Origin of the sequence: Roseburia sp. OF03-24, assembly GCF_003463035.1 — a bacterium.
In the GTDB taxonomy this organism is placed as follows: Bacteria; Bacillota; Clostridia; order Lachnospirales; family Lachnospiraceae; genus Roseburia; species Roseburia rectibacter.
In genome coordinates this window covers 40,244-65,730 of record NZ_QSCK01000002.1, presented here as the reverse complement: position 1 = coordinate 65,730, position 25,487 = coordinate 40,244, and the positions used below count along the sequence as shown (strand labels likewise).

Genomic DNA, 25,487 nt, shown 5'->3' with positions numbered 1-25,487 from the left:
AAATGGTATAATATTAATAAGGATTTGGAGAGGAGGAGATACCATGGATGCGTCAACAAGAAAGTACATTAATGAATTGACACAGCGTATCATTGATGCGTATGATATAAGTACTCCGATTTCAGATATAGAGTCGATTGTTCATATGTTTGGAGGAGTTATTGAAGAACGAATTGATTTTGATGATTCATGCGATGGAACTATTCAAAAAAAAGGGGAATATGGTTTTGTGATTGCTATCTCATATTTTCAAAATCCTCAAAGAAAAACGTTTACAATTGCTCATGAATTAGGACATTTATTTCTTCATATGGGATTTATTATAGATAGAAATTTATGGCAAACGCAAAATGAAACTGTATATAGGAGATTTGGTACATCCGAACAGGAGTATCAGGCAAATGAGTTTGCTGCATCATTGCTGATGCCTCAAGTTGCATATAAAAGGGTTTTAGACCAATATTCAGAAAATAATATGGTGGATATGTCAAAAGTAGCAAAGCATTTTAATGTTTCTATGGCAGCAGCAATAAACAGAGGAAGATTTCTAGGGTATCTTGCATAATTATGGAAAATATAAAATTAAAAGAAGTATATACAGATGATTTAAAAAAACCAGAAGCCATTGTTAGTGCACAAAATGATGAGTCTAAGCAGGAAATTCATGAAGAACAGATTTACATTCCTAAAGTAAGTCTGTTCTTTTCTTTTGATATAGTTAATTCAACCATGTATAAATCATTAACTGGAAATTGGCCGATTGTTATAAGGGGATTATTGGAGGATATAAGAGCACGTGTATTTAAAATGCCAGAATTGTCATCATGTGTGTTATGGCGTGTTATTGGAGATGAAATGATATTTGTTTTGACAGTATATTCGAAACAAGAAATAGGTAATGCTGTTGATGCAATATTTGAAGTAACACAAAGAACATCTCGATCATTAAAAACAGGAAAATTTTTTGAAACTTTGGAAGGACAAAGTATTCAAAAAAGTGAGATTGAAATATTAATGATGCAAAATCCACTTTCAATAAAAGCTGCAGCATGGATTGCAATCGTGAATAATAAATTAGATTCACCATATGAATGTATAAAGTTTAATTATTCTGCCAGTTCACAAAATCAAATTATCACAGAATATTTAGGGAGAGATATTGATGCTGGTTTTAGACTTAAATCATATACTCAGGACAGACGTTTGGTTGTCAGTTTTGAATTAGCATATATTTTGATGGATATTGGAAAAAAAGATGAATTATTCATAATTGATTATGTAAGATTGAAAGGGGTATGGAATGAGACATTGTACCCTATTATTTGGTTTCATAGTTCTAAAATAGTTGCAGAAGTTAATCAGAATCAATCAAAGGAAAAAGCTAAATTTGATTTTAATAATAGTTTTCGTTATGATGAAACTGATAACAATGAAATGATTAATAAATATTTTCAACGATGGAGAAGAAAAAAAACAGGAGAGCATTTCGATCATGAGGATATGGGGAGCTATTTATTAGCGGATGAGATGTATGAAATAGATACTGCATTGAGAAAGATTCTTATAGATAAAAATTTAGAGAAAAAAATATTATATATAATGGAGATATTATCGCGGGATATATTGAAATCAACAGTTGGGGCATATGCTTGTCCGTTGGAAATTCACTGTGCGGTTGTATGTTGCGATGTTGAAGAAAGAAAAGTTATGATTACCCATAGAGCAAAAGAACATAGTACAAATCCTGAAAAGTGGGAGTTTGGATGTGCTAAATTGTCAAGTGATAATAGTCTTGTTAATACAATAACGGAATATTATAAAAATATGTTTGGATTAGAAATCGAATTGATTTTAGATGAAGAACGTCAGGAACGGCAGCCAATTCCAATTGCAGTATATGAGTTAACAAGTCATGGTAGTATAAAAAAGGGTATCATATTTGTGGCAAAAGTAAACAAGCCATTAAAAAATGAGGCATTTAGGGCAGAAAAATCACATGACAGAATTGAATGGATTGGCGAAGAGGAAATTAACAAATTTAAAGATAATGCAGTTACCGATTTTGAACAGACATTGAGAATGGTATTTCGCAACTTTGATTTATATTTTACGAATAATTGAAGGAGACATTATGAAAGAATATTTAAAAGAACAATTAGAAAGAACAAATTATTGGCTTTCATTTTCAGAGGCAAAAAATGGTGCTTTAGTGGCATTAAATATTGCTCTTATGGCAGTTTGTACACAAGTCAGTAATATGAATGTGGTTTTTTGTTCATTAACCTGTATTATTTTATTGGTTTCATCTGTATTCTGTCTATGGTCGTTTTATCCTAATTTATCTAATAAAACCCAAACAAACCAAAATGGAATGGCTGCAAATGCAAATCTTATTTTTTATGGAGACATTGCGAAAATGCAGGATAAAAATATGTATATAAATTCTGTTGAAAATAGGTACCATATAAATATTAATGCGAATGAAAGAGAACAATGTGATGATTTAGCAACAGAAGTACTGATAAATAGCCAAATTACAATTCTTAAATACAAGCTATTTAAAAATGCTGTGCGTGTAGATGTATGTGCAGTAATAGTTTTTATAGTGGGGATTATATGCGCTTGATTAGATAGGAAGAATAACAAGATATACAAATAGCCACTCATTTTGTCAATGAGTGGCCGCTTTTAACTAAAATATGAATAATAATTTATAGGGAGATTTATTTGTAAGGCAGTATTAACGTGCTTCGTGAAATATTTCATAATTGATTGAATGTAAAATTGCTTTTCCCATTTGACCCATGTTCACACGTTTGAAGTGGCTTACCACAGATCGGGCATAGTTCAATTCCACATAGCCAGTGGTGCCAGCGACCTTCCTTTGCATAACATTCCGGGCAGACTGGATTTTTCTGACCGTAGAGAGCATCGCGTGGATCGCCGACTTTTATTCGCTGATAACGCTTACCATTAAAAGAAAATGTTCTTGTACGGCAGCCACAGGTAGATCCGATACGACCGCCGCATTTTTTGCAGACAGGAAGTTCTGCAGGTCTGCTATAAAAAAATTCATGTGTTAATCCATTCACGAAGGTTATTGACTGAATGCGTCCATCTTTAATGACAATCCGATCCACGATTTGATCAACAAAGTTTTTTAAAATTTCGTTATCCAGTTCCTGCGCCATTTGAACATAATCTATAAATGATTTTGAAACAATTCTTTGAGTTACCAGGAAAGCGGAAGCCTTTTTGATAAATGACAGATCTGTCAGATCGTTATCTTCAGAATTATCAAGGAGTTCCGCAAGTTGATGTTCCATTTCTTCAATTTTCTTTATCAGTTCCTTTTTCTTTGCTGCAAATTCCTCTTTGGTCATAGAAGCAGGATCATATAAATATACGTCTGTTAATCTTGTGATAGCATTTTTAGATTTCTCGATTTCTGTATTTAACAGGTCTATTTGATTATGATCCTGAACCTCATCAAATTTGCTTAGAAGAGCAATGTCAGGGACATATGTTCCATTTCCCAGGTTGCTATATAAAAGTGCCTGAAATGTTGAATTTAAGCTGTCAGGGATGATTCCGGAAACAGCCTCGAATGCTTCTCCTTTTAAAAGCTCGGATTCAAGCTTTTCGGTAGATGTTATCTTTGTAAAGTTTTTCTGAACTCTGGCAAGATTGGCAATATAGTTAAAGACAAAGGTTCCAAGATATGTTTCATTTACTGTCTTGGAATTGTCACAGGTCATCATCCGGGAGCGTTTTGCGCAGCGATAAATGGAAGGGCGCCACCCGTTTGCTCTGGCATGGTCTTTACACGCAATCATGTTTGAGCCGCAATTACTGCAGACTAAGTGTCCGGAGAATGTGTGTACGAATTTCCTAGCGCGCATTTCAGAGGTGTCACGACGGGATGCATTTTCATCCATGATTTTATTGCAGCGATCAAATTGATCTTTGGAGATAATACCAGGATGGTTATTTTCACGGACAATCCATTCACTTTCCGGCTTTAAAGGACCACGGCCGCTTTCGCGCATATTATAACGATAAGTGCCAATATAAAAGGGATTTCGGATAATATCATAAATGAGTCTTGATGTCCATTCACCGCCGCGCTTGGATTTGAAATTTTTATTGTTAAGGAATCTTGCGATTTTTATACTGGATCGCCATTCTTCATATCGGTCGAAAATGAGTTGGACAATTTTAACTTCTTCCGGATCTGGTTCAGGAAACTTGGTTTGTTCGTTCCAACGATATCCTACTGGCATCCGGGCTCCGTTCCATAGTCCCTGCTCTGCACGATCTAACATAATGCCGGTGACACGTTCAGATGTCATGTTACGTTCAAGCTCTGCAAAGATCAGGATAATCTTCAGCATAGCCTCACCGATCGCAGTAGAAGTATCAAATTGTTCATTCATAGAGATGAAAGTAACTTTGTGATCTTTCAGTTCCTGATACATTGCAGCAAAATCTAAAAGATTTCTGGAAACACGGTCAACTTTCCATACAATGACATGGGAAAATTCCCCGGTACGGATGCGTGACATCATTTCTTGAAAATGTGGACGGTCAGTATTTTTGGCTGAATACCCGTCATCCTCAAAGATTACATATTTGTCGATCTCCAAAAATTTACAGTATTCCTTTAATTTTTTTCGTTGAAAAGGAAGACTGTCCTTGTCAACCTGGTACCGGGTGGATACGCGGACATAAAGAGCAGCTTTTTTTTGAGTCCATAATTTGACAACTTTGTTCTTTGCGTAAGCCATGAAGAAGTCCTTTCCCCAGGATCGAAAAAAGGGTACAAAAAGAAAGCCGATTGATTTCTGCGACTTTCAATGGTATAATAAATTTTGCTTATTTCTAATACTGGAAAGCCGTTTTCGGATGCCTGGTATTAAGCCGGTTAGTGATTGCAGTCATTGACCGGCTATTTTTTGTTTAGTTGAAAATCAAATTAAAAGTGTCATGTTAAATAATACAATCTCTTTACTTACAGTTATAATATCACTACACCCGTCCTTTGCTGGAAAGGTGTGGTATAAGTGAAAACAAAATACATAATTTACGATGAAAGTAGTATTTATGCACTGTATTATGTAAAGGGGAAGATTCTGTATTACAATTTAAACTTTAACGGAAGGACAAAAATTTATCTACTAATCTGATAAAACTGTAAAGGTCGGGTGCATTTAAAAGCAGCTAACCTGTATTAGTGTTGGATCTAGGTTCTACTGGTGGAAACCTTTTTTCTAATTCTTCAGGAGTTTTTGGAACATTTTGCCGAATGGTTTCAATGAGTGAATCCTGTGAAAAATTAGGAAATTGGTTTTCTGGTATAGCAGGAGTGCTTGTGTCAATATCACTTTCTTCGAGAACTTTTGCAATTTCAAGAAAGAGATCTAATAATTCTTTCCTTTTTTCCGGTTTCAAGGTTACAAATTTTTCAATGATTTTAGAAGCAGCATTTGACAGGTTATAGTCCTTTGCTAATTGCTCCAGTGCACTAGATGGAGTAGGTCTAAACATTTCTCCTTCGCCGTTGCGAAGCCATTCTTCTGAAACATTATATTCACGGATAATTAAGGAAACAACAGAATCAACAGGATTACTTCGACCTAATTCATATTGAGCAACCGTATTTCCTTTTATACCGATCCGGCTGCCAAATTCTTTTTGTGTTAAATCCAAAGTTTTTCTGAGTTTCCTGATTCTATATCCCATATTCAAATTTCATCACCTCACTTATTATGCTGATTATACTATTAAAAAAATGTAAAGTCAATTTTAAAAAATCATAAATACAAAAAAAATCATAAATACAAAAAAAACATAAATACAAAAAATGTATGATTATTAGAAAGATAATTATGAAGAGCTAGTGGAACCATTTTGTTAGGTTAAGATGAAATAGAATACAAATTTCGGTATACAGGTTATATTATAATTGGTATAATAAATAATGGTAAGAAAATAATTATGGAGATAAAGATGGAAAATATATCAAAATATAGTTATTCAAGAAGAATTTCTAAAAGCAGAAATTATGGTAATATCGATGAGGCTATAAAAATAGCTTTAGATGCAAAGGCAATGTATCCAGAAGAAAATATTTTTGAAAAATTTTTAGGAGATTTATATTTTCAAAAACATAATTATGAAGCTGCGGGAATGGCATATATAGAATTTTTAAAGAAAATAGATAACAATGTGGAATATGTTAGAAATTTTGCGCAATTTCTGAATCGGTATTCTAAGGTGATCCAAGATATAAATGGTTATTTATTAAAAGTTCAGAAAATTTTAGATACAAAAATAAAGAATCAGGATGTAATAGTGGCTATATGTGAAATTATATCTCATTATATGAAGTTACCACAAGTTGATTTATTTAGGAGTGATAAAAATTTTAATAAAGCAATATCATATCTTCATAATATTGAAAATACTTTTCAAGTTTATATTTTGTATTATAAGATTTTAGGTATTGGTCATAATATTGATAATAGAAGAATAGACAAGTCTATTGTATCTTCAATGGAGAAAAAGGGAAGATATAAAGAGGCGTTAGAAATTATTGTTGCTATGTTAGCATATGATCATGACAAGGTCACTGTAAGAACTTTATTTAGAATATGCAGAAAACTGGATGATTATTCTGAAGCAGAAAAATATATAGAAAAACATCCAGATATAAAAGTTCAAGGTGAATTTAATATGATTAGCGCCTATTAGGAAAACACACTGTCAAAGGGGTTTGTAGCGGGGGTTAGCCCGCTACTGCGGTATCTTCCGTAGTGTTAATTTCAATGTACTCTGCAATCTTGTGGAGCTCGTCAGCGAATTTGAATTTCACGCTGATATTGCCGTTTTCATAGACCTTGATATAGTCCACAAGCTCAACCAAGATTTCACGGTTGAGGGCTTCAATGTTCTGATACTTCATAAAGGCTACCAGTGCAGGATGCTCGTTGTCTACACCGTTTGCCAGTTCTGCGCGTTCAGCGTTCAGCCGAGTGAGCACTGCGGAAATATCAGAAGTCTGCCGTTCATAGTCGGCCTTCATATCCCGGTATTCCTGCTGGGTGATTTCACCGTCTTTCCAGTCCTGATAAAGAGATTGCTTGTAGCGTGTTATCTTTGTCAGTTCCCGCTCTTTTGCAGCTATCAGATTGTCCAGTCGGTAAGACTGGCTTTTTTTGATTGGAGCGGAATTGATCTGCGTAACGATTTCCGAGTAGGAAACAGCCAAATGTACCTGATGCTGTACGGCGAACAGAACAGCAGCCTCCAGCCGTTCATGCTTGATTGAGTGCATGGTACAGGCTGTCCGGGAACGGTTCTTATAGGTTGAGCAAGAATAATATACATTGTTGTTCTTGCCAACGCATCGGGTAATGGCCCGCCCGCAATCGGCACATTTCAGAAAGCCGCTGAATAAATGTACCTCACGGCCTTTCGGGGAAGTACGGGTATCACGCTGTAAGAGAGCCTGTACCTTGTCGAAAGTTTCATAGTCGATAATGGCCTCATGCGTTCCAGCCACTTCCACCCATTCCTCGCGTGGAACAGCTTCAATCTGGTGTACCTTGTAGCTTTTCACCCGGCTTCGGCCTTGGGCTAAATCCCCGGTGTAGGTCGGATTGGTAAGAATGGAGTGGATCATGCGGGCTCCCCACATAGGATCGTCATACCCTCTTGTCGAAACAGGCAAGCCCTTTTGTACCTTGTAAGCCGATGGGCTCGGTACGCCGTGTTCATTCAGGTACAGCGCGATAGCACGTTTTGATGACCCTTGAATAAGCATTGTGAAAATGAGTTTGACATTTTCAGCAGCATCGGGATCAACAATCAGCCTGTGCTTGTCCTTTGGGTGCTTTACATAGCCGTAAGGAGCAAATGCTCCGATATACTGGCCGTTGCGCCGCTTGTAGTCAAATACCTGCCGGATCTTTTTGGAAGTCTGATAGCAGTAATTATCGTTCATCACGTTTGTAATGGGAACGATGATATTTGAAACGCTGTCGGGGTTCTTGTAGCTGTCCACATTCTCAGCAAGGCTGATAAAGCGAACACCCATTTGAACAAACAGGTTATCGATCAAACTTCCGGCATCGCTATAATTTCGTGCGAAGCGGGACAGGTCTTTTACTATAATGCAGTTGATTTTACCACTCATGACATCCGCCAAGAGTCGTTGAAAATCTTCACGGTTGGCGTCCGTTCCAGTATGACCATCATCCACATATTCCGTGATGCTTTCAAACTCGTCAATGTTGCGTCGGTAAAAATCGTTCAGTAGGTCACGCTGGTTCTTTACGCTGTTGCTATCGTCTTTTCCTTTTTTCAAATCTTCCTTTGAAAGCCGGATATAGATGCCCAGCCGCCAGCGGCGGATTGTGTAAGAGGGAGAGAAACTCTGCTGATACCCTCTGTTTTTTGCTCGTGCCATTGTTCCTCCTTCCCTATCACATTACACTTATATTATAACTCTGTCCGGGGAGGACAACAAGGATGCCTCCGCTTCGGGACACTTTGTCTCGAAGAAGCAAAACGAGCTGTAGCCGAAGTTACAGCCCGCTTCTTTGCCGCAGCAGGAAATCTGTCAGCTTATCTTGGAGAGATGGCCCGCTTTCAGCAAATTCAATTTTCACGCCAACGCCACCGATGCAAAAGCAGTATGGATTTTTGACAGTCTGCAAAAATCGAGAGATGCGCTCCTTTCGGGAAAGCGCATTGTCAAAGGTCATACCGCTCACATCAGGCAGGGACTCGGCAGCCACCGCGCCAATGTCAACGCTTCTCATTTGTTCAAGTTCCTGTGTAGTTAATTTCACGGTAAACCTCCTTCACAGATTGATAGAACGCCTCCCGCTGTTTGGTGGGGAAACGCAACAGGCCAGCACCACCGGGATGCTGGCCTGTTGCCTTACTCCACCTTGGGACACTTTGTCTCGAGGTTTATTATAGTTTTTGAATATTAGAGAGCGCCGCACATATTTACTTGGCCTGTCCAAAGACAATCGTTATTTTCTGTGCGGCGCTCTCAACGCAAGTAAAGCGACAAGCCCGGAGGAACAGGCAGCCAATCTGTTCAGCGCCGGATCATGGCCTTGGGATGGCCGGGCCCATTTACAGTGTTGGTGTTGTTCGCTCAATCTCTTTTGGGAAATGTCACCGCGCACCCACCGTCTGGCTCCACGTACTTACTCAGGGTTGCCGTTATTCCCTTGCGTTAGGAAGAAAACCTCCTCTCATAAACCGAGACATTTTTTCATCAATTCCAAGTGGGTTAAGAAGAAAAAATCAAAAAGTTTTTTTCATGCGTTCAAGGCCACGCTTGATCGACTGGCGAATAGACTCCTCATGTACGCCCTCGGCCTCGGCAATTTCCTTAATCGACTTGCCAAGAATGATATGTGCGTCAATTCTACGGCCTTGGATCTCCGGCAGAGAATTGAGAGCGTTCCACAGACGAAGAAAGGTTTCCATCCGTTCAAGGAGCTCCTGCGGGGTCGGCTCATGCAGGCAAGCGGAATACTCAATCCCGTCATCGCAGTCCAGAGAATACTGCGCCTTGTGCCGGGAGAGCCGCCGCTGGTAGGCCATTTCATAACGGGCATCGGCCTTGAATACCTCGGCAACCTCGTCAGAAACTTCGATAAGCTGATCCTGCGTGTACCAATAATAAAGATCTTTCAGATTGATAGTAGTCATCGTAAAATCCTCCATTTCAGTTTGTTCGGGGTTGGTCGGAAACGAAATGGAGTAATGGCGGAGAACGGCACCGCACCTCGGGACACTTTGTCTCGAAGTCTGGAAAGCAAAATACGCCTGCGCGACACAAGGCCACACAAGCGCACGAAAATATATTATCGGTTATGTACTGTTTAATTTCACATTCAAAGCCGGACTGCTCCGATGGAGGGGCTACGCTTTTTTTAACTGGTGCAGATCATGGATACTGCGAAAAAGAGAAAAGGACACGGCGAAATAACCTCCAATCGGCTACCGTGTCCCTGCAAGTCGTCATTGGTTTGTGTAAACGCAAAGAAACGGCGGCTCTGAAATCAAAGCCGCCGTTTCAAATGGGCGTGTCAAATTGTCTGCTCTACGACGGCTTTTTTCTTTTGCCGTCGTCCGGCAGAGTATTATTCAATATCTAATTCAATGTTTCCAGTGAAATTCTCACATTCAATGCCGATATAATTTCCACCATCAGGAAGTGTAATTGTGTCACTATAAGTTCCGGTTGTTTCAATCAAAGTTACTGCTTCATCAGATCCAGAAATCCAAAATACTTTTGCAGTACCTTCCGTAATCTCCAAGGTGCAATCAATGGACAGCTCTTTACCGGCTTCTCTCTTTATGGAAGTTCCTCCGAACAAATACTCTGTACCTGAAAAGTTCGCATAATCAGCCGTATAAGTCCCTGTATAATCATCAATTCCTTTTTCTTTTTCCCCTTGCAGTGACGCTTTCCCTGTCAGTTCTATGGAACCCGCAGACTGAACAATGTTATTGTAATGATTGAGAATTTCATCTTTTGAACAGCCAGCAAGCATAAAACTTCCCACAAGGACGAATGTTAATGCTAAAACTATTTTCTTCATAAAATCATCACCAGCCTTTCTTTGGTACTACCTTTTTGGCCTTTTTCTTTGTTTGAGTTGCTTCTCGCTCTTTCATGCACAAAATCAAGATGGCAGAAATAACGACAGCAAGCACAAGACTGCAAGAACAGGTTCCGATATTCCAGTTGACTGCGGTATCATAGCTACGGTAGCCTACCATTCCAAGACTTGCGGTAATCGGATAAAGGTTTGCCAATGTCATATTTCCTGCGGCAAACATCCCTCCATATCCATAGACAAAAGCAATGATTACACCGACTAAAAAGCTACCTGCCCTCCGACAAGTAAGAGCGATAATCGGCAGAACCGCAAGATATAAAAAGAAATTAACCGCAGTAATCTGCAAAGCTGCTTTTAGAGCTAAGGAAATCTCAAAGCCGGGAAATCCCACAATCATTTCTGCTATGATTGTAAACAGACTGCATATCAGCCCGAAAATAATAGACAATACGCCGCACACAATCAATTTTCCGGTCAATAGTTTCTTAAAAGAGATCGGCACAGTCAGAATATTTTTCAGTGTGTCATCCGTCTGCTCACGAGAAATCATATATCCAGCAATTAGGCTGATACACATCGGAAAAATCATGGACATATTGTTTTTGATGACCTGTTCTGTAAGATAGGCGAAATCCCAAACGGAACCATCATTCGCCATAGAGGTAAACAAGGTCAGCAGGACGGATAGGAGCATGAGTGCAACGCCCGCCCAAAGGATATGATACCTTTTCAATTTATAAAATTCTGTTTTTACAATGCGAACCATGTTTATTCCCCCCTCTGCTTATATAATCTGTCAATCAGTAAGAACGAAACGAATGCCATGATCCCAAGAATGAATACAACTTGAAATGTTGAAGGAATTAGCCCTGTCATTTGCTCCAAGTCCATTTTTATTCCATGAGCCGCCATATCTCCTGCACTCCAAAATGTAGTCAGTGGCGTGGGCAGAAGCCATAACATAGTTTTAGGCAGTGTGTCAAATAATGCCGTAGCACTCATGTTCAGAACGCTGTAAAAGACACACAGCAAAATGGAAAAAACATAGGTCTTACTGAAAAAGACAACAAGGACAATCAACGGGAGTGTTCCTGCCGTAATGAAGATCCCCGTTTCAACCGCCAAAAACAGCTTATAACCAATTCCATAAACTTCTAATGTTCCAATTCCGCAAAGAATTGTTGCAATGGTAGAAGCCACGCAAAAAACAATTCCAAAGATAAAAAGGACAATAATCTTTGCAAGTACCATTTGCGTGCTGGTTACGGGAATTGTACGCAGATTTTTGAATGTATCGTTGTCGCGTTCCATAAAAAACAGAATAGCGGCAATCACTCCGATAATGCAGGGCAGTAAAAACTGGATACCATATCCCAACACCATATTAAATAGTCCATCGAAAGCATCTGCCCGATCCGTATATCGCTCCATCATAGAGGGCGTTGTCATCAGATAAGTCAGCGGGATTGGAAACAGGAAAGCAGCCAGAATAATAAGCGGAATAAATTTCTTCCGTTTCAATTTCAAAAATTCGCATTTGATTAGTTTAAGCAATTCCTTCGCCCCCTGTCACACGCTTGAAGTAATCTTCAAGACTTTCTTCACAGGTATGTGCTTCTGATACCTCCAATCCGTTTTCTACAAAAACAGTTACAATTTTCCCCACGGGTAGCTCCATATTGTGTAGACGCAGATTGTGGTCGTCTTGTATGGAAAAATTGGTTTCATGGAAATTGCGTTCCAAAATTCTTGCCGCCTGTGCAGTATCAGAGAGCGTGAACCGGATATGCTTACTGCTTTTTTGCTCCAGCTCAGCAAGGCTTTCTTCTTCCAGCAATGCGCCGTGGTCGATAATTCCAATATCGTCAGCCAGCAAGGAAATCTCCGAAAGAATGTGACTGGAGATTAAAATGGTTTTTCCTCTTGCATCGCAAAGCTCACGAATAAAGGAGCGTACTTCTGCAATACCGATGGGATCGAGACCGTTGATCGGCTCATCCAAAATTAAAAGTTCCGGATCGTGCATAACGGCAAGGGCGATAGCAAGCCGCTGCTTCATACCAAGAGAATACTGTGAAAAGAGCTTTTTATCTTTGTAGGGCAGTCCTACCAAATCCAGAGCATCTTTGATGGCATGATTGTTTGGTACGCCCCGCAGGGTCGCAAAGATACGCAGGTTCTCTGTGCCGGTCAGATTGGGATAAAAACCAGGGGACTCAATCAAACTGCCAATGCGGGGCAGCAACTTCTTTTCATTCCCCTGCAAAGACTTTCCCCAGATTTTGACCTCACCGGAGGTAGGCTTCGTTAAACCCAACAGCATTTTCATGGTTGTGGTTTTTCCTGCTCCGTTTCTGCCCAACAGACCATAAATTCTCCCACGCTTGACATGGATATTTAAGTCAGCCACACTCTTTTGTGAGCCGTATTGCTTCGTCAGATTTTTTGTTTCAATGATATAATTTGTATCCATATTCAAAACCTCCTGTTCTGTAAGGTATTCTATCATGCCAACCTTGCATTAACCTTGCCGCAACCTTGCATTAACCTTGCAATTTGAAATCCAGTAAAATGACAAAGGCTCCCGCCATAAAGACGGGAACCCGCTTAACTCTCCAAAGGAAAAAGCAACATAAATTCAGTTCCTTTTCCCGGCAAACTTTCAACTGTTATACTCCCACCCATCTTTTCTACAAGCTGATGGACAATAGAAAGACCAAGACCGCTACCTTTCTCAGACCGACCTTTATCGCACTTATAAAGCCGTTCAAAAATGTGTTTCAAATCTTCTTTCTCAATTCCAACTCCATTATCCGCCAGCAGCAGCTCCATGTTATTTTCCTTCTTTGACAGGGCAATTTTGATTTTGTCTGCATGGCTGTGAGCGATTACATTTTGAATGAGATTATTGACAATCCTCATATAGCTGTCCATATCCAATCTTACCCGGACAGGCTGTTCGGGAATATCGATGTCATACTCAACCTGTTTATCCTCAAAAATCGGTATCCAGTCAATGAGGATATTTCTTGTAAGCTCTGCGGCCTCAACGCTCTGGATCTCCAAAGCAAACTCGTTGGAATTTAACTTGAACCAGTCAAAAAGTACATCAATGTATTCTTTCAGATCATGGGCTTTCCGGCGGGCGGTTTCAATATATTCATCCCGGTCTTTTCCTGTGACCAGTCCTTTATGTGCGGCGTCAAGATACCCAATCAGAGTAGTAAGGGGCGTTCGCACATCATGGGAAAGGCTCGTCATAAGCTGGCGGTTGGTTTCTTCTGTCTGCCGTACAATCGAAAGTCTGCTTTCATAGGACACAACGATCTCATTGATTTCATAGGCAAGAGGTGCTGTCAGTTCATTTGTTGCAGATAGAATACGCCGGTTGCCATTTCCGTTTTTCACATCAACCAGTGCATCGGTCATTTCTGCGATTTGCTTTTTTACGCGCCGAATGAGAACAATGGAAGTCAGCACAGCCACAACAGCAATCATAATGGACAAGAAAACGATGATTTCCATACTGGCTACACCTCCTTATTAAAGCGGTAGCCAATCCCTTTGACTGTTTGGATATACTTTGGGTTTGAAGGATTGACTTCTAATTTTTTACGAAGCCGGCTGATAATCGCCATAATGTTACTGTCATCATAGAAATATTCTTCGCCCCAAACTTCCTCATAAATCTGCTGTTTTGTCAAAATTTTTCCTTGATGCTTTGCACAGTACAGGAGCAGATCAAATTCCTTTGGTGGAAGTTCAAAAGTGCCATTTCCCGTCGTAACAGAACGAATTTCAAGGTCAATTTGCAATCCATCAAAATCCAGTTTTTGCATGGTGTCGGCTTGCTGATTAAAGCGAGTGTAGCGGCGAATAAGAGACGCAATACGAGCAATCAGTTCATCCATATCAAACGGTTTTGTAAGATAATCGTCCGCTCCGGCTCGTAAACCCCGCACTTTAGAAATGCTGTCATTTTTAGATGTGAACATCAAAATCGGCAAGCTGTACTCCTTGCGAATTTCTTCCAGAGTTTCAAACCCGTCCATGCCGGGCATCATCACATCCAGTATTACAAGCTGATATTCCTGCTCTTGTAATTTCTGCAAGCCCTCTTTTCCGGTATTACAAAAATCGGCTGCTATATTTTCCGTTTGTACGCTGCGCTTAATTAAGGCACACAGTTCTCTGTCATCATCTATAATCAGGATTTTATTCATGGCGCAACTCCTTTCCTTGTTTTGTCCTTCCGTCAATCGGCTTTTCCGCATCTTTTGGAATTAGCCAGATAGTTGCCATCTTTACAGCACCAGGAATACGCCCGGCAGCACAATAGTAATTTACTCTACGAGGTGTCACGCCCCATTTTTCGGCGGCCTCTTTTAGTGTCATATAATCCATTCTGCACCTCCATAGAGTATATTATAGTTCTTCGACTCGAACAATACAAGTTTTGGAAGAAAAGAATGTGAAATTAAATAGTCAGTAGTATGAAATATACAGTCGTTCAAATAATATCACATGAAATGTAAAATCATATCAGGTGATGTTATGAAGATAGAACGAGATGAAAGACGCTTTGATTTTCACGATATAGGGCTCGCCATCAAGCGGGCAAGAGAAGCCAGCGGCATGACACAGGAGCAACTGGCCTATATTGTTGACCGCGCTCCGCGTACCATTATGTATAATGAAAATGATGGTCAGCATCCAAGCTTCAACACCTTTTATCAGATGGTCACAATGTTTGATATATCGGTGGATCAATACTTTTACCCGTCCCAGAATAGCGGGAGCGAGTGCAGAAAGCGGATTGATGCCATGTTGAACGCCTTGGACGAAAGAGAATTGAAAATCGTTGAAGCTACAATCCAAGCGATGAAAGCATCGAAAGAAACGGAGGAAACGTAAAAGAAAGCGTAACCTCCGTTTTTTTGCGCCATGTTGCGGGTTGCGCGTTTTGGCAAGCAATTCGGGTGTGGCCACACTCCGAAATTTTTGCTGGCCGCAGGCCCGCAAAAATGCTTGTTGGAGAGCTCCCCAAACCCGCTTGAACTTCGGGACAAATTGTCCCAAAGTCCCGGCGCTATGCGCCTGTTGTCTGCGGCCTGTCGCTATCGCTCCTGGGCCTTATTTTCCCGCCCGTCCGTCACGCCGAGCAGATGATCAATGTTCGCCTTGATTGCCACAGCCTGCCGCATATCCGCCTGGGCCTTGCGGTATTCCGCATAAAGCTCTTTCTTTTGTCCCGCCAGCTCACGGCGGGATTTTTTTAGTGCCTCAATCTTAGGGAGCTTTTCGCCGTTCAGTATGGTGTTCATGGTATCCTTTGCCGCCCGGTAAATGGCAAGCTCCGCTTCATGCTGGGCCAGATACTTTTTACTGTACCGCGCAGCCTTGTACCCATCAAACACCGGGCGGGTCTTGGCATAGTCCACCGTGGCAGCCATCAGCTCCGAGGTTTTGGAAAGAGCCTCCTCCGTTGTGCGGAGCTTGTCAGACAGCTTGTGAAAGTGATCCACAGCAGCCTCGGTGCGGGCCGTCAGCGCCGCATAGTCTGTCAGATGATGCTCCTGCAAATACTGGAGCGCAGCCGCCATCTGCTTTAAGTTGTAGACCTTGGCCCATCGTTCATAGGCTGGGCCTTTGCCCTGGGCCATACGCTCTTGAATGTCGATGATGAGATTGACTCGCCGTGGCGGAACCGTGGGCTCCTCTGGCAGTTCAGGGAGCGGACGTTCCCCGGCAATTACCGCCTTGATGTCCTCTGGGTCAAATCCGGTTCCAAGTGTAGAAGCCCGGAGCCGGGTCGGTTTTTCCTGCCCGGGCGCAAGGAATGAGATGACACCGCCGCGGCCCTGTTTTACCGCAAAGCCGGACTCCTCCATGAGACGAAGAAAGTCGGCGAAGTCTGTGGGCTTTTTCTCCAAAGAGGCGAGAATAGCCAGCCGTACCCGCTGCTTGACAGAGGGCGGCTTTTCACCGATCCACTGGCCGTAGTGGAGAAAACGGCCCTTGCTGTGCTGGCACGGATTTTGGATAACAGACAATTCATGTTCGATGCACACGCGGTCAGAGAGCCGCCGCAGGGCAAAGGACGAACCAATGAAATTATGAAATTTCCGGGAGCGGTCAAAGGCCGTCGCATTGAAATAAATGTGATTGTGGATATGGGCCTTGTCGGTATGCGTACAGACGAAGAACTGATACTTTCCCTTTGTCCAGCGCATCGCCGTTTCATAGCCGATACGGTTTGCTTCTTCCGCCGTAACCTCCCCGGGCAGGAACGCCTGCCGGATCTGAAAGAACAGGGCCCCGCGAGATACGGCCCGGCCTGTCTCTGCAAGGTATTGACTTTTTACCAGAAGAAACTCGGCGGGAGCCGTGTTCGGATCGCAGAGATAGGAAGATACGGCTCCCAGCTTTTCCGGGTTCAGGCCATAGGTGAAACGATCCTCCATCGTTTGAATTGCACTTTTTCCCGCCGCTGTTTTATAAGGGCGGATGTAGGTGGTCGCCGTAGAAATCCCTCCTTCCGGCAAATAGTATTTTTACTTTGGGACACTTTGTCCCGAAGTAGAAAAAACCGGGGAGCGGTATCAACCACTCCCCGGATGGGTCAGAGCTCTACCAGCGCGGAGAGCTGTTTCAAAAGATCAGACAGCGGCCCCCACAACGCGGCATAGTCCCGCTGCAAGGCCGCGAGTTCTTCGGGATAAATTGCGCCGTAGGTGTTGGCTTGAATTGCCACTTGGTTCAGATTGTTGGAGCATCGCCGCTGGAGCGAAACCAGCTCACGAACAGGCGAAAGGTCAACATGAAGCACATACCCACTCAGGGCCATTTTCCGCATATAGGCTCCCATGTTACGGATGCCAGCCTCCGCCATACGTTCTTGAATCAGGGCCTGCTCCGCCTCCGACACCATCACATGAAGATGGATCGGACGGCGGCGTCTCTTTGTCATCGTTCCTCACGCTCCCGGCTGCGGCAGGCGCGGGGCGGCTCCTTTACCTTATCCAGCGGCTTTTCCTGTTCGTCTGCCGGAACGGGGCGCGGCAAATGAAATTCACGGTGCAGGCGCAGCGCCTCCAGTACAGACAAATCCTGTTCACGTTTCTTTTCCATATACGCACCTCCTTATCTATCGCCACGGTCAGGCTGCCTGCGCTGGGGAGCCGGAGCCTCCGAGCCGCGATCTGCCTCCGCCAACTTTGCCGCGTTTTTCATCTGCTCGGCAATCGGACGGGGCCTGTCGGGATTATCAGGCGCAGGACGCAGCTCATAGTCGGATGCCTGTTTTTCCGTTAGCGGGCGGGTATAGGTAAGATAGCCCCAAGCCAAGAACGAGCCATTTTCCACCGGGATGCGCTGATCGTAATTGAAGATTTCATCCGGCTTGTTATAAGGCGGCTTCGGGAATGTCCCGATGTCCACAGGCCGCTGGGTAGAATAATACTTGTAAAGACCGGGAGCCTCGGTCTGCCTGATCCCCACGTTATAAATACGCTGATAGTCCTGCACCCGGTCTGTAAAATCCTGTTCCATCGCGGTACGGTCATTTCCATAGTGACCCCATTCGTACTGCCGCAGGCCGTCTTTGTCATCATAACAGGCCCATGTGACATAGCGGGATGGCGCGGTGGGATGTTCGCCCAATGCAAATCCTCGTCCATTTTCCAGCATGACCGCCTTCAAAATAGCATAGCCTTGATTTTTGTCCATAGTACACCTCCCATCATCGAGACATTTCTTTATTTTCTCTTTTCACAAACGGCTGGAGCTGATAGGGGCTTGTACCGTCCTCGGGTCGCAGAAAGTCTATCCGGGCCGCAGCACGGATAGCGTTCTGGTTAAGCTGCCGCTGCCATGCCCCTTGGCTGGGAGCCCACTTAAAGCCGTTGCTTTTCAGTTCCTGCCGCTGATCGGCATCGGGCTTTTCCTCAAAAATAAGCTGCAAACGATTTTCAGCCTCGTTGATTTTTGCCTCACCTCCGGGGAATGTCCAGCCAGCAAACTCGGAGCGGCTGCTCAGTTCCTCAATGCGCTGGCGCACACGGCGGATGTTGGCGTTGTTGTTGGAAAGCAGATAGGCGGGGTATGGCTTGCTTTTGTCCAAGTGCCATGACTGCGCCATATCTGCTTTGAGCTTTTCTGCCTGCTCCGGCGTAAGCTCCGGGCAGCCGTCCAGCGTTTTGTGTTTCCGAAAATACGCATTGACCGCCTTCATGGTGGTCTGCTGGGACTCCAGCCCCTCCAGTTTTTTTGTCAGCTTTTCCACGGCCAGATCGTCATCCGCGCTGATCCCACCCATTCCAACAGAGCGGATTTTATCAAGCAGCTTTGAAATCTCCGCATACTCTCCATAGTTGCGATCCCGGGCGGCGTTCTGCTTGTGTTTTTTTGTCACAGGGAAATTGCCGCCCCCGGAGATCAGAATAGAGGGCACCCGGGCATCAATCACATTGCGTTCATTCAGATTTTCCGCAAGTTTCCGGGCATAGCGATCCACCAGAGCGTCAATCTTATCGTGGTACATGGGATCGACACGGGCTTTCTGGCGTTCCGCCGCTGCATACGCTTCATCGACCATTGCCCGGTAGCTCGCCGTAGCGGAGCCCGGCTGATAGTCAGAAAAGCTGTTCATATCTTTTGCCCGCTTTGCGGCTTCTTCATTGATCGGATAATATTTCGGCATAGTACCTCCTTCCACAAAAGCCGGAGCTTTGGGACAATTTGTCCCAAAGCTCCGGCAGCTAAAATGTTGACAGCATCTCACGGAAACAGGGGCGGACGTAGAAACATACGCCTCCCGCAGAAAAGGGCCTTAAAAAGCCTTGTCACAGGCGGGTTTGGGGTGTCCTAATTGTCAACACATCAGCCCCGCTTTTTTCGCATATATTCCCGCTGCTGTCTGCGGTGTGCCGCCTTTGCACAGGCCGCCGAACAATAGGTTTGCCGTCCATCAGGAGCCACGGCTCTGCCGCATACCGGGCAAGCCTTGAAATTCGGCCTTGGCCCTTCTGCCAGCAGCGCAGCCTCCAGCGCCGGATCAAGGGGCAGAACTGCCTCGCGGAAGTAGCGGCAATAAGCCCCCGTCCAGCATTTCCCAAACATATAGCACTCGCAATCCAGCGGCAGGCAGCCGCAGTCCCGGTCATAGTTGGCACACCATTTTGATACCAGCCTGCGGATTGCCGTTTTTTCTGTCCGGGTCAGTTCTCGGCCCACAGCATCACCTCCCGTTGCCCGGTGGTTTGAGTTGCTCCCGGTAGCAGAACACGCAGCCGATCCCGCGCCAGTAAGGGCAGCCGTCACAACGGGAGCCCTTCGGCGGCAGGCTGGGCGGCACACCCTTAAAGTAGCTTTTTTCTTTCATAAATCCCTCATAGGGGTTGTTGGTAAATCTCATTCATTATCCTCGCTCTCGGTATCGTCCTCGTCCCAAGGCGGCCCATCGTCCTCGGGATCGTCATAATCAGCCAGTTCCTCGCTGTAATCCTCTTCGGGTACAGCAGCTTTTTCATGCTTCGGGCGGTAAATTTTGAAGTACCAGCCTGCACCGCCGCCCAGCACAGCCACTGCCAAGATCAGCAGAAGCGTCCCGATATTACTTTTCTGCTGGGGCTCGGGTTCCGGCTCCTCCGCAGGTTCCGTCACCGGAACGGGTTCGGGAGCTGTGCCAGCACACTCGGTCATGTTGACCGCGCAGACCTCGCAATCCGTATGGATGGCTCCGGGCGCACATTTTTCTGTGCAGGAGCAGGCCGGAAGTTCTCCGCCAGCGGCCTCCAGTGCCGCCAGCAGATCGGCTTCATCCATCATGTTCAAAAAGTAGGTGTGATACTGTTCGCCGTCCTCATCCACAGGCTTGTCATAGTCAATGACAATGTAAAAGGTGTTGCCGCCGCTGGTTTCCACCGTGATGAACTGTTTGTTGGTTGCAGCATCGTAGAGCAGATCGCGGGTCACAAGGTTTCCATCCTCCGAAAAGCCCTCGCCCGGGGTAATGGTAGGCGCTGGCTCCGGGGCCGGAGTTTCTTCCACAACAGGCGGTTCCTCATTCCCGCCGTCCGAATAGGCATAGGCCGGGATTGCAAAGCCGCATAAAAGAACGGCGGAGCAAAGCCCCGCCGCCAACATACGAAAGTGTTTCATATTCAGTTTTCCTCCTTTTCTTCTTCGGACTTCGGGACACTTTGTCCCAAAGTACCTCCATCCTTCAGCTTTTCAAACAGCAGCGGGAGCTCCGTAAGGGAAATGCTCATACCGCGCACAATGTCCACGATCTCGCTGTTTTCCGCCTCCAGCTTTTTCTGCTCCAGCTCCTTGAGCCGGGCCTGCTGTTCACTGATTTTGGCCTTGACCTTATCAATCTCGGCCTGAATTTTCATGCTTTTGGTAGTTGCCATTTCAAAACCTCCTGTCACGGTAAACGCCCGTAGGCATAAAAATGAGATTGCCAGTAGCTTGTATTCAAATTTGCGTAGCCGATGGGATCTCCGCAATGCAGCATTTTTCCGTCACCGACATAAATCCCGCAATGACTCACGCCCGGCGTGTCATAGGTGCCTTTGAAGAACACCAGATCACCGGGGTTGGGAGAACTGGTCGGCGTACAGATGTTATAGAGCCCCTGGGCTCCCAGCCTGCCCACATTCCAGCCGGAGTGATTGATAACCCACGAAACGTACCCCGAGCAATCAAAGGAAGTGGCGGGAGAACTGCCGCCCCACACATAGGGATAGCCGATGTATTTCTGCGCTTCGGCAAGCATCGCGGCAAAGGTTTCATCGTCCAGATATTCTCCGGGCACTTCGTAATCACCGGGTTTCCCGGTAATGTACTTGTTCACATAGGGAGAATCCGGGAATAGATCGGGGCGGTTTCCCAGCGTTGCCATATAGATGGCATACCGTGAAAGCTGCTCTTCGCCCATGACATATACGGGCACATGGGATAAATCAAAGTTCTCCAGCGTGACCGTACAGATGTAATAGTCGTAAGGCACCTGATAGGTGTCCGTATGGGAGTTGCCGTCCTCGTCCGTCCATGTGTCGGTTTCTGTGCGATACCGGGTTTCCACCACCACATCCTCCGTGAGAATGTACTGGCGGTCAAACAGCATTTGCAGCGTTCCCTGTACCTCATCTATTGTCCATTGTCCCTCATGGAGCGCACACAAAAGAGAAAGCAGCACATAGGGGTCATGTTCGATTTCGTCCAGATCGAAGTGGTATTCGTCATAGTCATGGGTGCTTTCATAGGTGTCCAGATAATGCTGTAAATCATCTTCCAGCGCACAATAGGCGGCTTCGTCGGCCAGCATATCACGATCCTCGCAAGGATAGGTGCTGGCCCCTAATGCACTGGCCCCGGCGTTCCCCAGCATAAGCATGGTAGAGGAACAGGACTGCATAGCAAACAGGAGTAACACACAGAGCACCGCAACCACGGCACCTGCGGGATGACTTTTGACAAATTCCACTGCCCGGGCAGTCAGGCGTTCTGTGGCTGTGGCAGTTTTCCCAGCCGCAGCCGCGCCCTGCTTTGCAGCCTCCTTTGCCTGCTTGCGATATTGCCTGCGGAGCCGTTGCTTCTGCCAGTAGCGGGTAAGCGCATTTTTCGTCAGCTCCGGGTGCTCCTGTGCGGCGGTGTGAAAATGGTAGTCCGCCGTGTACTTGGTATAGCGGGCCTCGGCCTTGCGTACCACTTTTGCCGGATGTTCCCGGACTTTACGACGCACAAAGCGGGAGCCATGCCGCAGCGCGGTTTCTCCCACAAGCTCAGAACGGTGTGCGCCTTCTGTGCCGACATTTTCCTGTTCCACTTCAAAAATCTTGCCATGCACGAAGCTGTGAACGGAACCGCTGGCAACACGGCCTATGCGTTTTACCGGGCCGGGCTTTTTCGGCGGCTTTTGCTTTGCCAGCTTCTCCCGGGCCTGTTCCAGTTTTTCGCCTTGGGACTCCATGTGGAGCTTTGCCGCCGCAGCCTGTTCCTGCTGGCTCTTTTTGCGGAACTTGGACTTCGGGACACTTTGTCCCGAAGTGTCGGAAGCCTCCGGCCCGGGCTGTTCCCCGTCAGGGGCGTGGGCGGTCTGCGACCAAGCCTCCTCCTTGGTCTTATTCGTTTTTCGTTTCATTCTTCATATCCTCCGGGCGGGTAGTCAGCAGGTCATAGATTTCTCCGCGAGGGAACCGATCCACAAACGGAATGGTTACATTTCCATAGAACAACAGCCCCTCGCCGGAATTGCTGTGTGTGATATAGGAAAGCTGATGCTCGGAAATACCGAGCTGTTTTGCCAGAATGGTACGGTCACTCTGCGCCTGCGAAAGCAGGATCATAAAATCCGTGTTGTCCAGAATGTTCTCGATTTCCCGGCTGGCCAAAAGGTCTTTGACGTTCTGCGTCAAAGCAGACGGCACACATCCTTTTTTACGCAGCATTTTCCAGACTGCCACAAAGTAGCTGGCTGTCAGCGGATCGCGGAGCAGGATATGAAACTCGTCAAAGTAGCACCAAGTCGCCGCACCCTCGTGGAAGTTCTGATCCACCGCCTGCGAAACAAACTCATTTGTGATGTGCATTGCAATCTTTCTAAGGTTTTCGCCCATGTTTTTCAGAACGATGCACACCACACGGCTGTCCGTCTTGACGTTGGTAGGATGGTTAAAGAGATTGAGGGAGCCTGTGCAATAAAGCTCTAAGGCAGTTGCCACGCGCCGGGCTTCGGGCTCCGGCTGGCGTAAGAGCTCTTCGTACAAATCCTGTAACAGCGGTGTTTTTGCGGTTTCCAATCCGAGTGCCTGCTCCCGGTACACCAAACGCACACAGCGGTCAATGACCGTCTTTTCAATGGGCTGCAAGCCTTCCTTGCCGCCGACCACCAGCTCGCACAGGGACAAAAGAAAATCCGCCTTCATGGAAAGCGGGCTTTCTCCGGCGGCCATATTGAGCTCCACATCCATCGGATTGAGGTGGTGCGGGCTGTCCGGGGAAATCTCGATCACCTGGCCGCCCAGCCTTCGCACCAGCGGAGCGTATTCGCCCATCGGGTCAACCACGATAATCCGATCCTGCGGAATGGTAAGAAACACATTCAAGAGCTCACGCTTTGCAGCAAAGCTCTTGCCGGAGCCCGTAGAACCCAAATACATCCCGTTTGCCGACTTCAGCTTTTTGCGGTCAGCCATGATGACATTGTGAGAAAGTGCGTTCATGCCATAGTAGAGAGCCTGCCCCGCCATGCGGAGCTCCCTTGTCATAAAGGGGATAAAGATGGCTGTGGAGCTGGTTGTCATACCGCGCTGGATTTCTACCTCGTTGTAACCAAGGGCCAGCGAAGAAACAAAGCCCTGTTCCTGTTGCCAGTCCAGACGGCGCAGAGCGCAGTTGTATTTCTGCGCGATACCGCCCACGGTAAACACATCGTTTTCCAGCCGCTGGCGAGTAGGGGCAAGGTTTACCACCGTAAAGGTCAGCAGAAACATTCGCTCATTGCGGGATTGCAAATCAGCCAGAAGCTCCGCTGCGTCCTTGCTGAATGTGATCAGGTCAGGGGGAAGAATATCCGGGTCATAGCCGGAGCGCACAGCCTTTCTCTGTTCCTCCACTTTCATTTTTCCGATGTCCGAGATTTTCCCTTTGATGGTCTTAATTGCCTTGAGCTGATCCACGGTCTGAATGTGCATGGTCACGGTCATTTCCGCATCCAGCTCCAAGATTTCCGCCAGCAGCTTATCCGAAAGCTCCGATGCCATAATCTGCAAATAGGACACCGCGCCCCAATACTGGCCGATACGGAATGTTCGGGACTGGCGGAAGTCGAGACTGTCCGGGGCAATAAAGTCTTTTGTGCCGAGCCCGGTTTGCGGGATGTCTTTCCACGAAAAGCGGAACGCCTCACGGCTCCCCGGGTGCATCTGGCTATGAAGCAGCGCAAGGCGGGCCCGTCCGTCCATCGGCTCCGAGGGAACGCCCAGTCGCTTAAAGTTTCCCATGACATCGGCCTCCACACGCTCCAGACGGGGCCGTGCCTCCGCAATCCCCTCGGCGGGTATGCCAAAGGTGATGTATTTTGAGCGTTCAATGCCGTTATTGCTTTTGGCAATCTGATTTTTCAGCATCCCGGTAAACTCATCCCGGACGCTGTTATAGTTGTCATCCGCTTTCGGGATATTGACTTGATAGCGGCTGCGGGAATGGGAACGACGGTTGATAAAGGAAAGCTGGAACGGCAGCGAACTGTCAAAGTAGTTGAGAAATGAACTCCATCCGCTGAATATGGCAGTCTGATCCTCGGTGGAGGCCACAGAGTAATTGATGTCCTCATATTCCACGGTTTTTGTATAGAGCCCGCCCGGGAGCTTGCACACACCGTCCGGGTGCATGGACAGATACGGGATTGTCTGCTGAGCAGACAGGGTCGCCCGGCCTTTACCCTTGGCGGCGGCTCCGTTTTTCTTCTTTGTGTTTTTCAATCACATCCTCCTTTCCAGCGCCCGGCCCGGCAAAGGGCGCATAAATGTTTTCGGTTCGGTAGGCCCTGATCCCCGGCCTTAGAAACTTGGCCCGGATGATATTCCGCACCACCTTTTCAAAGGGTAAGCCGTCCTTTTCATACATGGCCAGCAGGAACGCCGGGAGCATAATTCCCAGCATGAGAAACATCGCCCCGGTATTGCCGAGGGTGCCACGGGTCAGCAGATAGGCCGGAATCCCCACTGCGCCCGCGCTGCCGAAGCAGACAAGCTGGCGTTTGGTGAGGTTGAAAGCCATCTTTGTTTTGATTTTGGATAAATCGTTTGGTACGTTTACATAGGGCAT

At 45.6% G+C, this 25,487-nt stretch carries 28 protein-coding genes; 5 read left to right on the top strand and 23 right to left on the bottom strand.

What is annotated here, in order from left to right:
* Positions 1–43: 43 nt before the first annotated feature.
* Genes DXA60_RS01550 through DXA60_RS01540 form a run of 3 tightly spaced genes read left to right on the top strand, consistent with a single transcriptional unit; the run spans position 44 to position 2,626 of the window.
* Positions 44–565 carry an ImmA/IrrE family metallo-endopeptidase gene (locus DXA60_RS01550; RefSeq protein WP_117918907.1) on the top strand — a complete coding sequence of 174 codons (522 nt, stop codon included), beginning with the start codon at positions 44–46 and terminating at the stop codon, positions 563–565.
* Between the two features lie 2 nt (positions 566–567).
* Positions 568–2,121 carry a hypothetical protein gene (locus DXA60_RS01545; RefSeq protein WP_117918905.1) on the top strand — a complete coding sequence of 518 codons (1,554 nt, stop codon included), beginning with the start codon at positions 568–570 and terminating at the stop codon, positions 2,119–2,121.
* A 10-nt stretch (positions 2,122–2,131) separates the two neighbouring features.
* A complete protein-coding gene (locus DXA60_RS01540) occupies positions 2,132–2,626 on the top strand; it encodes a Pycsar system effector family protein (protein ID WP_117918904.1) in 495 nt (164 codons plus the stop codon).
* A gap of 136 nt (positions 2,627–2,762) precedes the next feature.
* Here DXA60_RS01540 and DXA60_RS01535 read toward each other — a convergent pair whose 3' ends face one another.
* Together DXA60_RS01535 and DXA60_RS01530 are read right to left on the bottom strand one after the other, a co-directional pair.
* The gene (locus DXA60_RS01535; protein ID WP_117918902.1) at positions 2,763–4,787 is read right to left on the bottom strand and encodes a recombinase family protein; all 2,025 of its coding nucleotides are present in this window, start codon (positions 4,785–4,787) and stop codon (positions 2,763–2,765) included.
* Between the two features lie 433 nt (positions 4,788–5,220).
* Positions 5,221–5,742, bottom strand: coding sequence for a helix-turn-helix domain-containing protein (locus DXA60_RS01530; RefSeq protein WP_117918900.1), 522 nt, complete (start codon positions 5,740–5,742; stop codon positions 5,221–5,223).
* Between the two features lie 267 nt (positions 5,743–6,009).
* Here DXA60_RS01530 and DXA60_RS01525 point away from each other — a divergent pair, with 267 nt between their 5' ends.
* Positions 6,010–6,753, top strand: coding sequence for a tetratricopeptide repeat protein (locus DXA60_RS01525; protein ID WP_117918899.1), 744 nt, complete (start codon positions 6,010–6,012; stop codon positions 6,751–6,753).
* Between the two features lie 34 nt (positions 6,754–6,787).
* Here the strand turns inward: DXA60_RS01525 and DXA60_RS01520 are convergent, their stop codons facing one another.
* The 10 genes from DXA60_RS01520 to DXA60_RS01470 all read right to left on the bottom strand — a co-directional run bounded on the left by DXA60_RS01520 (position 6,788) and on the right by DXA60_RS01470 (position 15,056).
* Positions 6,788–8,470 carry a recombinase family protein gene (locus tag DXA60_RS01520; RefSeq protein WP_117918897.1) on the bottom strand — a complete coding sequence of 561 codons (1,683 nt, stop codon included), beginning with the start codon at positions 8,468–8,470 and terminating at the stop codon, positions 6,788–6,790.
* 118 nt (positions 8,471–8,588) lie between these two features.
* Positions 8,589–8,855, bottom strand: coding sequence for a DUF6870 family protein (locus tag DXA60_RS01515; protein ID WP_007884026.1), 267 nt, complete (start codon positions 8,853–8,855; stop codon positions 8,589–8,591).
* 469 nt (positions 8,856–9,324) lie between these two features.
* A complete protein-coding gene (locus DXA60_RS01510) occupies positions 9,325–9,735 on the bottom strand; it encodes a sigma-70 family RNA polymerase sigma factor (protein ID WP_015560007.1) in 411 nt (136 codons plus the stop codon).
* Positions 9,736–10,169: 434 nt separating this feature from the next.
* A complete protein-coding gene (locus tag DXA60_RS01500) occupies positions 10,170–10,631 on the bottom strand; it encodes a hypothetical protein (RefSeq protein ID WP_081691996.1) in 462 nt (153 codons plus the stop codon).
* A gap of 7 nt (positions 10,632–10,638) precedes the next feature.
* Positions 10,639–11,418 (bottom strand): ABC transporter permease, encoded by a 780-nt coding sequence (locus DXA60_RS01495; protein WP_025543459.1) that lies wholly within the window; start codon positions 11,416–11,418, stop codon positions 10,639–10,641.
* A 2-nt stretch (positions 11,419–11,420) separates the two neighbouring features.
* Positions 11,421–12,206: an ABC transporter permease gene (locus tag DXA60_RS01490; RefSeq protein WP_024738632.1), complete on the bottom strand. Its 786-nt coding sequence runs from the start codon at positions 12,204–12,206 to the stop codon at positions 11,421–11,423.
* Positions 12,199–13,125, bottom strand: coding sequence for an ABC transporter ATP-binding protein (locus DXA60_RS01485; RefSeq protein WP_117918896.1), 927 nt, complete (start codon positions 13,123–13,125; stop codon positions 12,199–12,201). The genes DXA60_RS01490 and DXA60_RS01485 overlap by 8 nt, the downstream gene beginning before the upstream one ends.
* Before the next feature lie 134 nt (positions 13,126–13,259).
* Positions 13,260–14,177, bottom strand: coding sequence for a sensor histidine kinase (locus DXA60_RS01480; RefSeq protein WP_117918894.1), 918 nt, complete (start codon positions 14,175–14,177; stop codon positions 13,260–13,262).
* A 5-nt stretch (positions 14,178–14,182) separates the two neighbouring features.
* The gene (locus DXA60_RS01475; protein WP_117918890.1) at positions 14,183–14,875 is read right to left on the bottom strand and encodes a response regulator transcription factor; all 693 of its coding nucleotides are present in this window, start codon (positions 14,873–14,875) and stop codon (positions 14,183–14,185) included.
* A complete protein-coding gene (locus DXA60_RS01470) occupies positions 14,868–15,056 on the bottom strand; it encodes a helix-turn-helix domain-containing protein (RefSeq protein WP_007884040.1) in 189 nt (62 codons plus the stop codon). Before DXA60_RS01470 ends, DXA60_RS01475 begins: the two co-directional genes overlap by 8 nt.
* A 150-nt stretch (positions 15,057–15,206) precedes the next feature.
* On the opposite strand from DXA60_RS01470, the gene DXA60_RS01465 reads away from it, so the two are divergent.
* Complete coding sequence (locus DXA60_RS01465; protein ID WP_054754179.1) at positions 15,207–15,566, top strand: helix-turn-helix domain-containing protein; 360 nt, start codon at positions 15,207–15,209, stop codon at positions 15,564–15,566.
* Positions 15,567–15,769: 203 nt separating this feature from the next.
* Here DXA60_RS01465 and DXA60_RS01460 read toward each other — a convergent pair whose 3' ends face one another.
* The 11 genes from DXA60_RS01460 to DXA60_RS01415 all read right to left on the bottom strand — a co-directional run bounded on the left by DXA60_RS01460 (position 15,770) and on the right by DXA60_RS01415 (position 25,487).
* Positions 15,770–17,116, bottom strand: coding sequence for a relaxase/mobilization nuclease domain-containing protein (locus tag DXA60_RS01460; RefSeq protein WP_199536172.1), 1,347 nt, complete (start codon positions 17,114–17,116; stop codon positions 15,770–15,772).
* 158 nt (positions 17,117–17,274) lie between these two features.
* The gene (locus DXA60_RS01455; RefSeq protein WP_117918887.1) at positions 17,275–17,622 is read right to left on the bottom strand and encodes a plasmid mobilization protein; all 348 of its coding nucleotides are present in this window, start codon (positions 17,620–17,622) and stop codon (positions 17,275–17,277) included.
* Positions 17,619–17,783, bottom strand: a complete 165-nt coding sequence (locus DXA60_RS18805) for a hypothetical protein (RefSeq protein WP_172749916.1) — start codon at positions 17,781–17,783, stop codon at positions 17,619–17,621. The genes DXA60_RS01455 and DXA60_RS18805 overlap by 4 nt, the downstream gene beginning before the upstream one ends.
* Before the next feature lie 12 nt (positions 17,784–17,795).
* Positions 17,796–18,380, bottom strand: a complete 585-nt coding sequence (locus tag DXA60_RS01450; RefSeq protein WP_117485101.1) for a hypothetical protein — start codon at positions 18,378–18,380, stop codon at positions 17,796–17,798.
* Between the two features lie 13 nt (positions 18,381–18,393).
* Complete coding sequence (locus DXA60_RS01445) at positions 18,394–19,353, bottom strand: hypothetical protein (protein WP_117918885.1); 960 nt, start codon at positions 19,351–19,353, stop codon at positions 18,394–18,396.
* 179 nt (positions 19,354–19,532) lie between these two features.
* Positions 19,533–19,886, bottom strand: coding sequence for a cysteine-rich VLP domain-containing protein (locus tag DXA60_RS01440; protein ID WP_117536009.1), 354 nt, complete (start codon positions 19,884–19,886; stop codon positions 19,533–19,535).
* Positions 19,887–20,063: 177 nt separating this feature from the next.
* Entirely contained in the window at positions 20,064–20,813 is a 750-nt protein-coding gene (locus DXA60_RS01435) for a DUF4366 domain-containing protein (protein WP_117918883.1), read from the bottom strand.
* 2 nt (positions 20,814–20,815) lie between these two features.
* Positions 20,816–21,067 (bottom strand): DUF4315 family protein, encoded by a 252-nt coding sequence (locus DXA60_RS01430; protein WP_015563850.1) that lies wholly within the window; start codon positions 21,065–21,067, stop codon positions 20,816–20,818.
* 14 nt (positions 21,068–21,081) lie between these two features.
* Complete coding sequence (locus tag DXA60_RS01425) at positions 21,082–22,800, bottom strand: C40 family peptidase (RefSeq protein ID WP_117918881.1); 1,719 nt, start codon at positions 22,798–22,800, stop codon at positions 21,082–21,084.
* Positions 22,781–25,141 (bottom strand): VirB4-like conjugal transfer ATPase, CD1110 family, encoded by a 2,361-nt coding sequence (locus tag DXA60_RS01420; RefSeq protein ID WP_199536169.1) that lies wholly within the window; start codon positions 25,139–25,141, stop codon positions 22,781–22,783. The genes DXA60_RS01425 and DXA60_RS01420 overlap by 20 nt, the downstream gene beginning before the upstream one ends.
* Positions 25,098–25,487 (bottom strand): PrgI family protein, encoded by a 390-nt coding sequence (locus DXA60_RS01415; protein WP_015563852.1) that lies wholly within the window; start codon positions 25,485–25,487, stop codon positions 25,098–25,100. The genes DXA60_RS01420 and DXA60_RS01415 overlap by 44 nt, the downstream gene beginning before the upstream one ends.

Bases quoted from the DNA above. Each gene is read 5' to 3' on its own strand.
- DXA60_RS01445 (WP_117918885.1), bottom strand. From the start codon at position 19,353: ATGCCGAAATATTATCCGATCAATGAAGAAGCCGCAAAGCGGGCAAAA.
- DXA60_RS01435 (WP_117918883.1), bottom strand. From the start codon at position 20,813: ATGAAACACTTTCGTATGTTGGCGGCGGGGCTTTGCTCCGCCGTTCTT.
- DXA60_RS01535 (WP_117918902.1), bottom strand. From the start codon at position 4,787: ATGGCTTACGCAAAGAACAAAGTTGTCAAATTATGGACTCAAAAAAAA.
- DXA60_RS01425 (WP_117918881.1), bottom strand. From the start codon at position 22,800: ATGAAACGAAAAACGAATAAGACCAAGGAGGAGGCTTGGTCGCAGACC.
- DXA60_RS18805 (WP_172749916.1), bottom strand. From the start codon at position 17,783: ATGGAAAAGAAACGTGAACAGGATTTGTCTGTACTGGAGGCGCTGCGC.
- DXA60_RS01430 (WP_015563850.1), bottom strand. From the start codon at position 21,067: ATGGCAACTACCAAAAGCATGAAAATTCAGGCCGAGATTGATAAGGTC.
- DXA60_RS01525 (WP_117918899.1), top strand. From the start codon at position 6,010: ATGGAAAATATATCAAAATATAGTTATTCAAGAAGAATTTCTAAAAGC.
- DXA60_RS01545 (WP_117918905.1), top strand. From the start codon at position 568: ATGGAAAATATAAAATTAAAAGAAGTATATACAGATGATTTAAAAAAA.
- DXA60_RS01495 (WP_025543459.1), bottom strand. From the start codon at position 11,418: ATGGTTCGCATTGTAAAAACAGAATTTTATAAATTGAAAAGGTATCAT.
- DXA60_RS01465 (WP_054754179.1), top strand. From the start codon at position 15,207: ATGAAGATAGAACGAGATGAAAGACGCTTTGATTTTCACGATATAGGG.
- DXA60_RS01415 (WP_015563852.1), bottom strand. From the start codon at position 25,487: ATGCCCTATGTAAACGTACCAAACGATTTATCCAAAATCAAAACAAAG.
- DXA60_RS01500 (WP_081691996.1), bottom strand. From the start codon at position 10,631: ATGAAGAAAATAGTTTTAGCATTAACATTCGTCCTTGTGGGAAGTTTT.
- DXA60_RS01485 (WP_117918896.1), bottom strand. From the start codon at position 13,125: ATGGATACAAATTATATCATTGAAACAAAAAATCTGACGAAGCAATAC.
- DXA60_RS01510 (WP_015560007.1), bottom strand. From the start codon at position 9,735: ATGACTACTATCAATCTGAAAGATCTTTATTATTGGTACACGCAGGAT.
- DXA60_RS01530 (WP_117918900.1), bottom strand. From the start codon at position 5,742: ATGGGATATAGAATCAGGAAACTCAGAAAAACTTTGGATTTAACACAA.
- DXA60_RS01540 (WP_117918904.1), top strand. From the start codon at position 2,132: ATGAAAGAATATTTAAAAGAACAATTAGAAAGAACAAATTATTGGCTT.
- DXA60_RS01475 (WP_117918890.1), bottom strand. From the start codon at position 14,875: ATGAATAAAATCCTGATTATAGATGATGACAGAGAACTGTGTGCCTTA.
- DXA60_RS01470 (WP_007884040.1), bottom strand. From the start codon at position 15,056: ATGGATTATATGACACTAAAAGAGGCCGCCGAAAAATGGGGCGTGACA.
- DXA60_RS01520 (WP_117918897.1), bottom strand. From the start codon at position 8,470: ATGGCACGAGCAAAAAACAGAGGGTATCAGCAGAGTTTCTCTCCCTCT.
- DXA60_RS01460 (WP_199536172.1), bottom strand. From the start codon at position 17,116: ATGGAGGATCGTTTCACCTATGGCCTGAACCCGGAAAAGCTGGGAGCC.
- DXA60_RS01550 (WP_117918907.1), top strand. From the start codon at position 44: ATGGATGCGTCAACAAGAAAGTACATTAATGAATTGACACAGCGTATC.
- DXA60_RS01450 (WP_117485101.1), bottom strand. From the start codon at position 18,380: ATGGACAAAAATCAAGGCTATGCTATTTTGAAGGCGGTCATGCTGGAA.
- DXA60_RS01480 (WP_117918894.1), bottom strand. From the start codon at position 14,177: ATGGAAATCATCGTTTTCTTGTCCATTATGATTGCTGTTGTGGCTGTG.
- DXA60_RS01455 (WP_117918887.1), bottom strand. From the start codon at position 17,622: ATGACAAAGAGACGCCGCCGTCCGATCCATCTTCATGTGATGGTGTCG.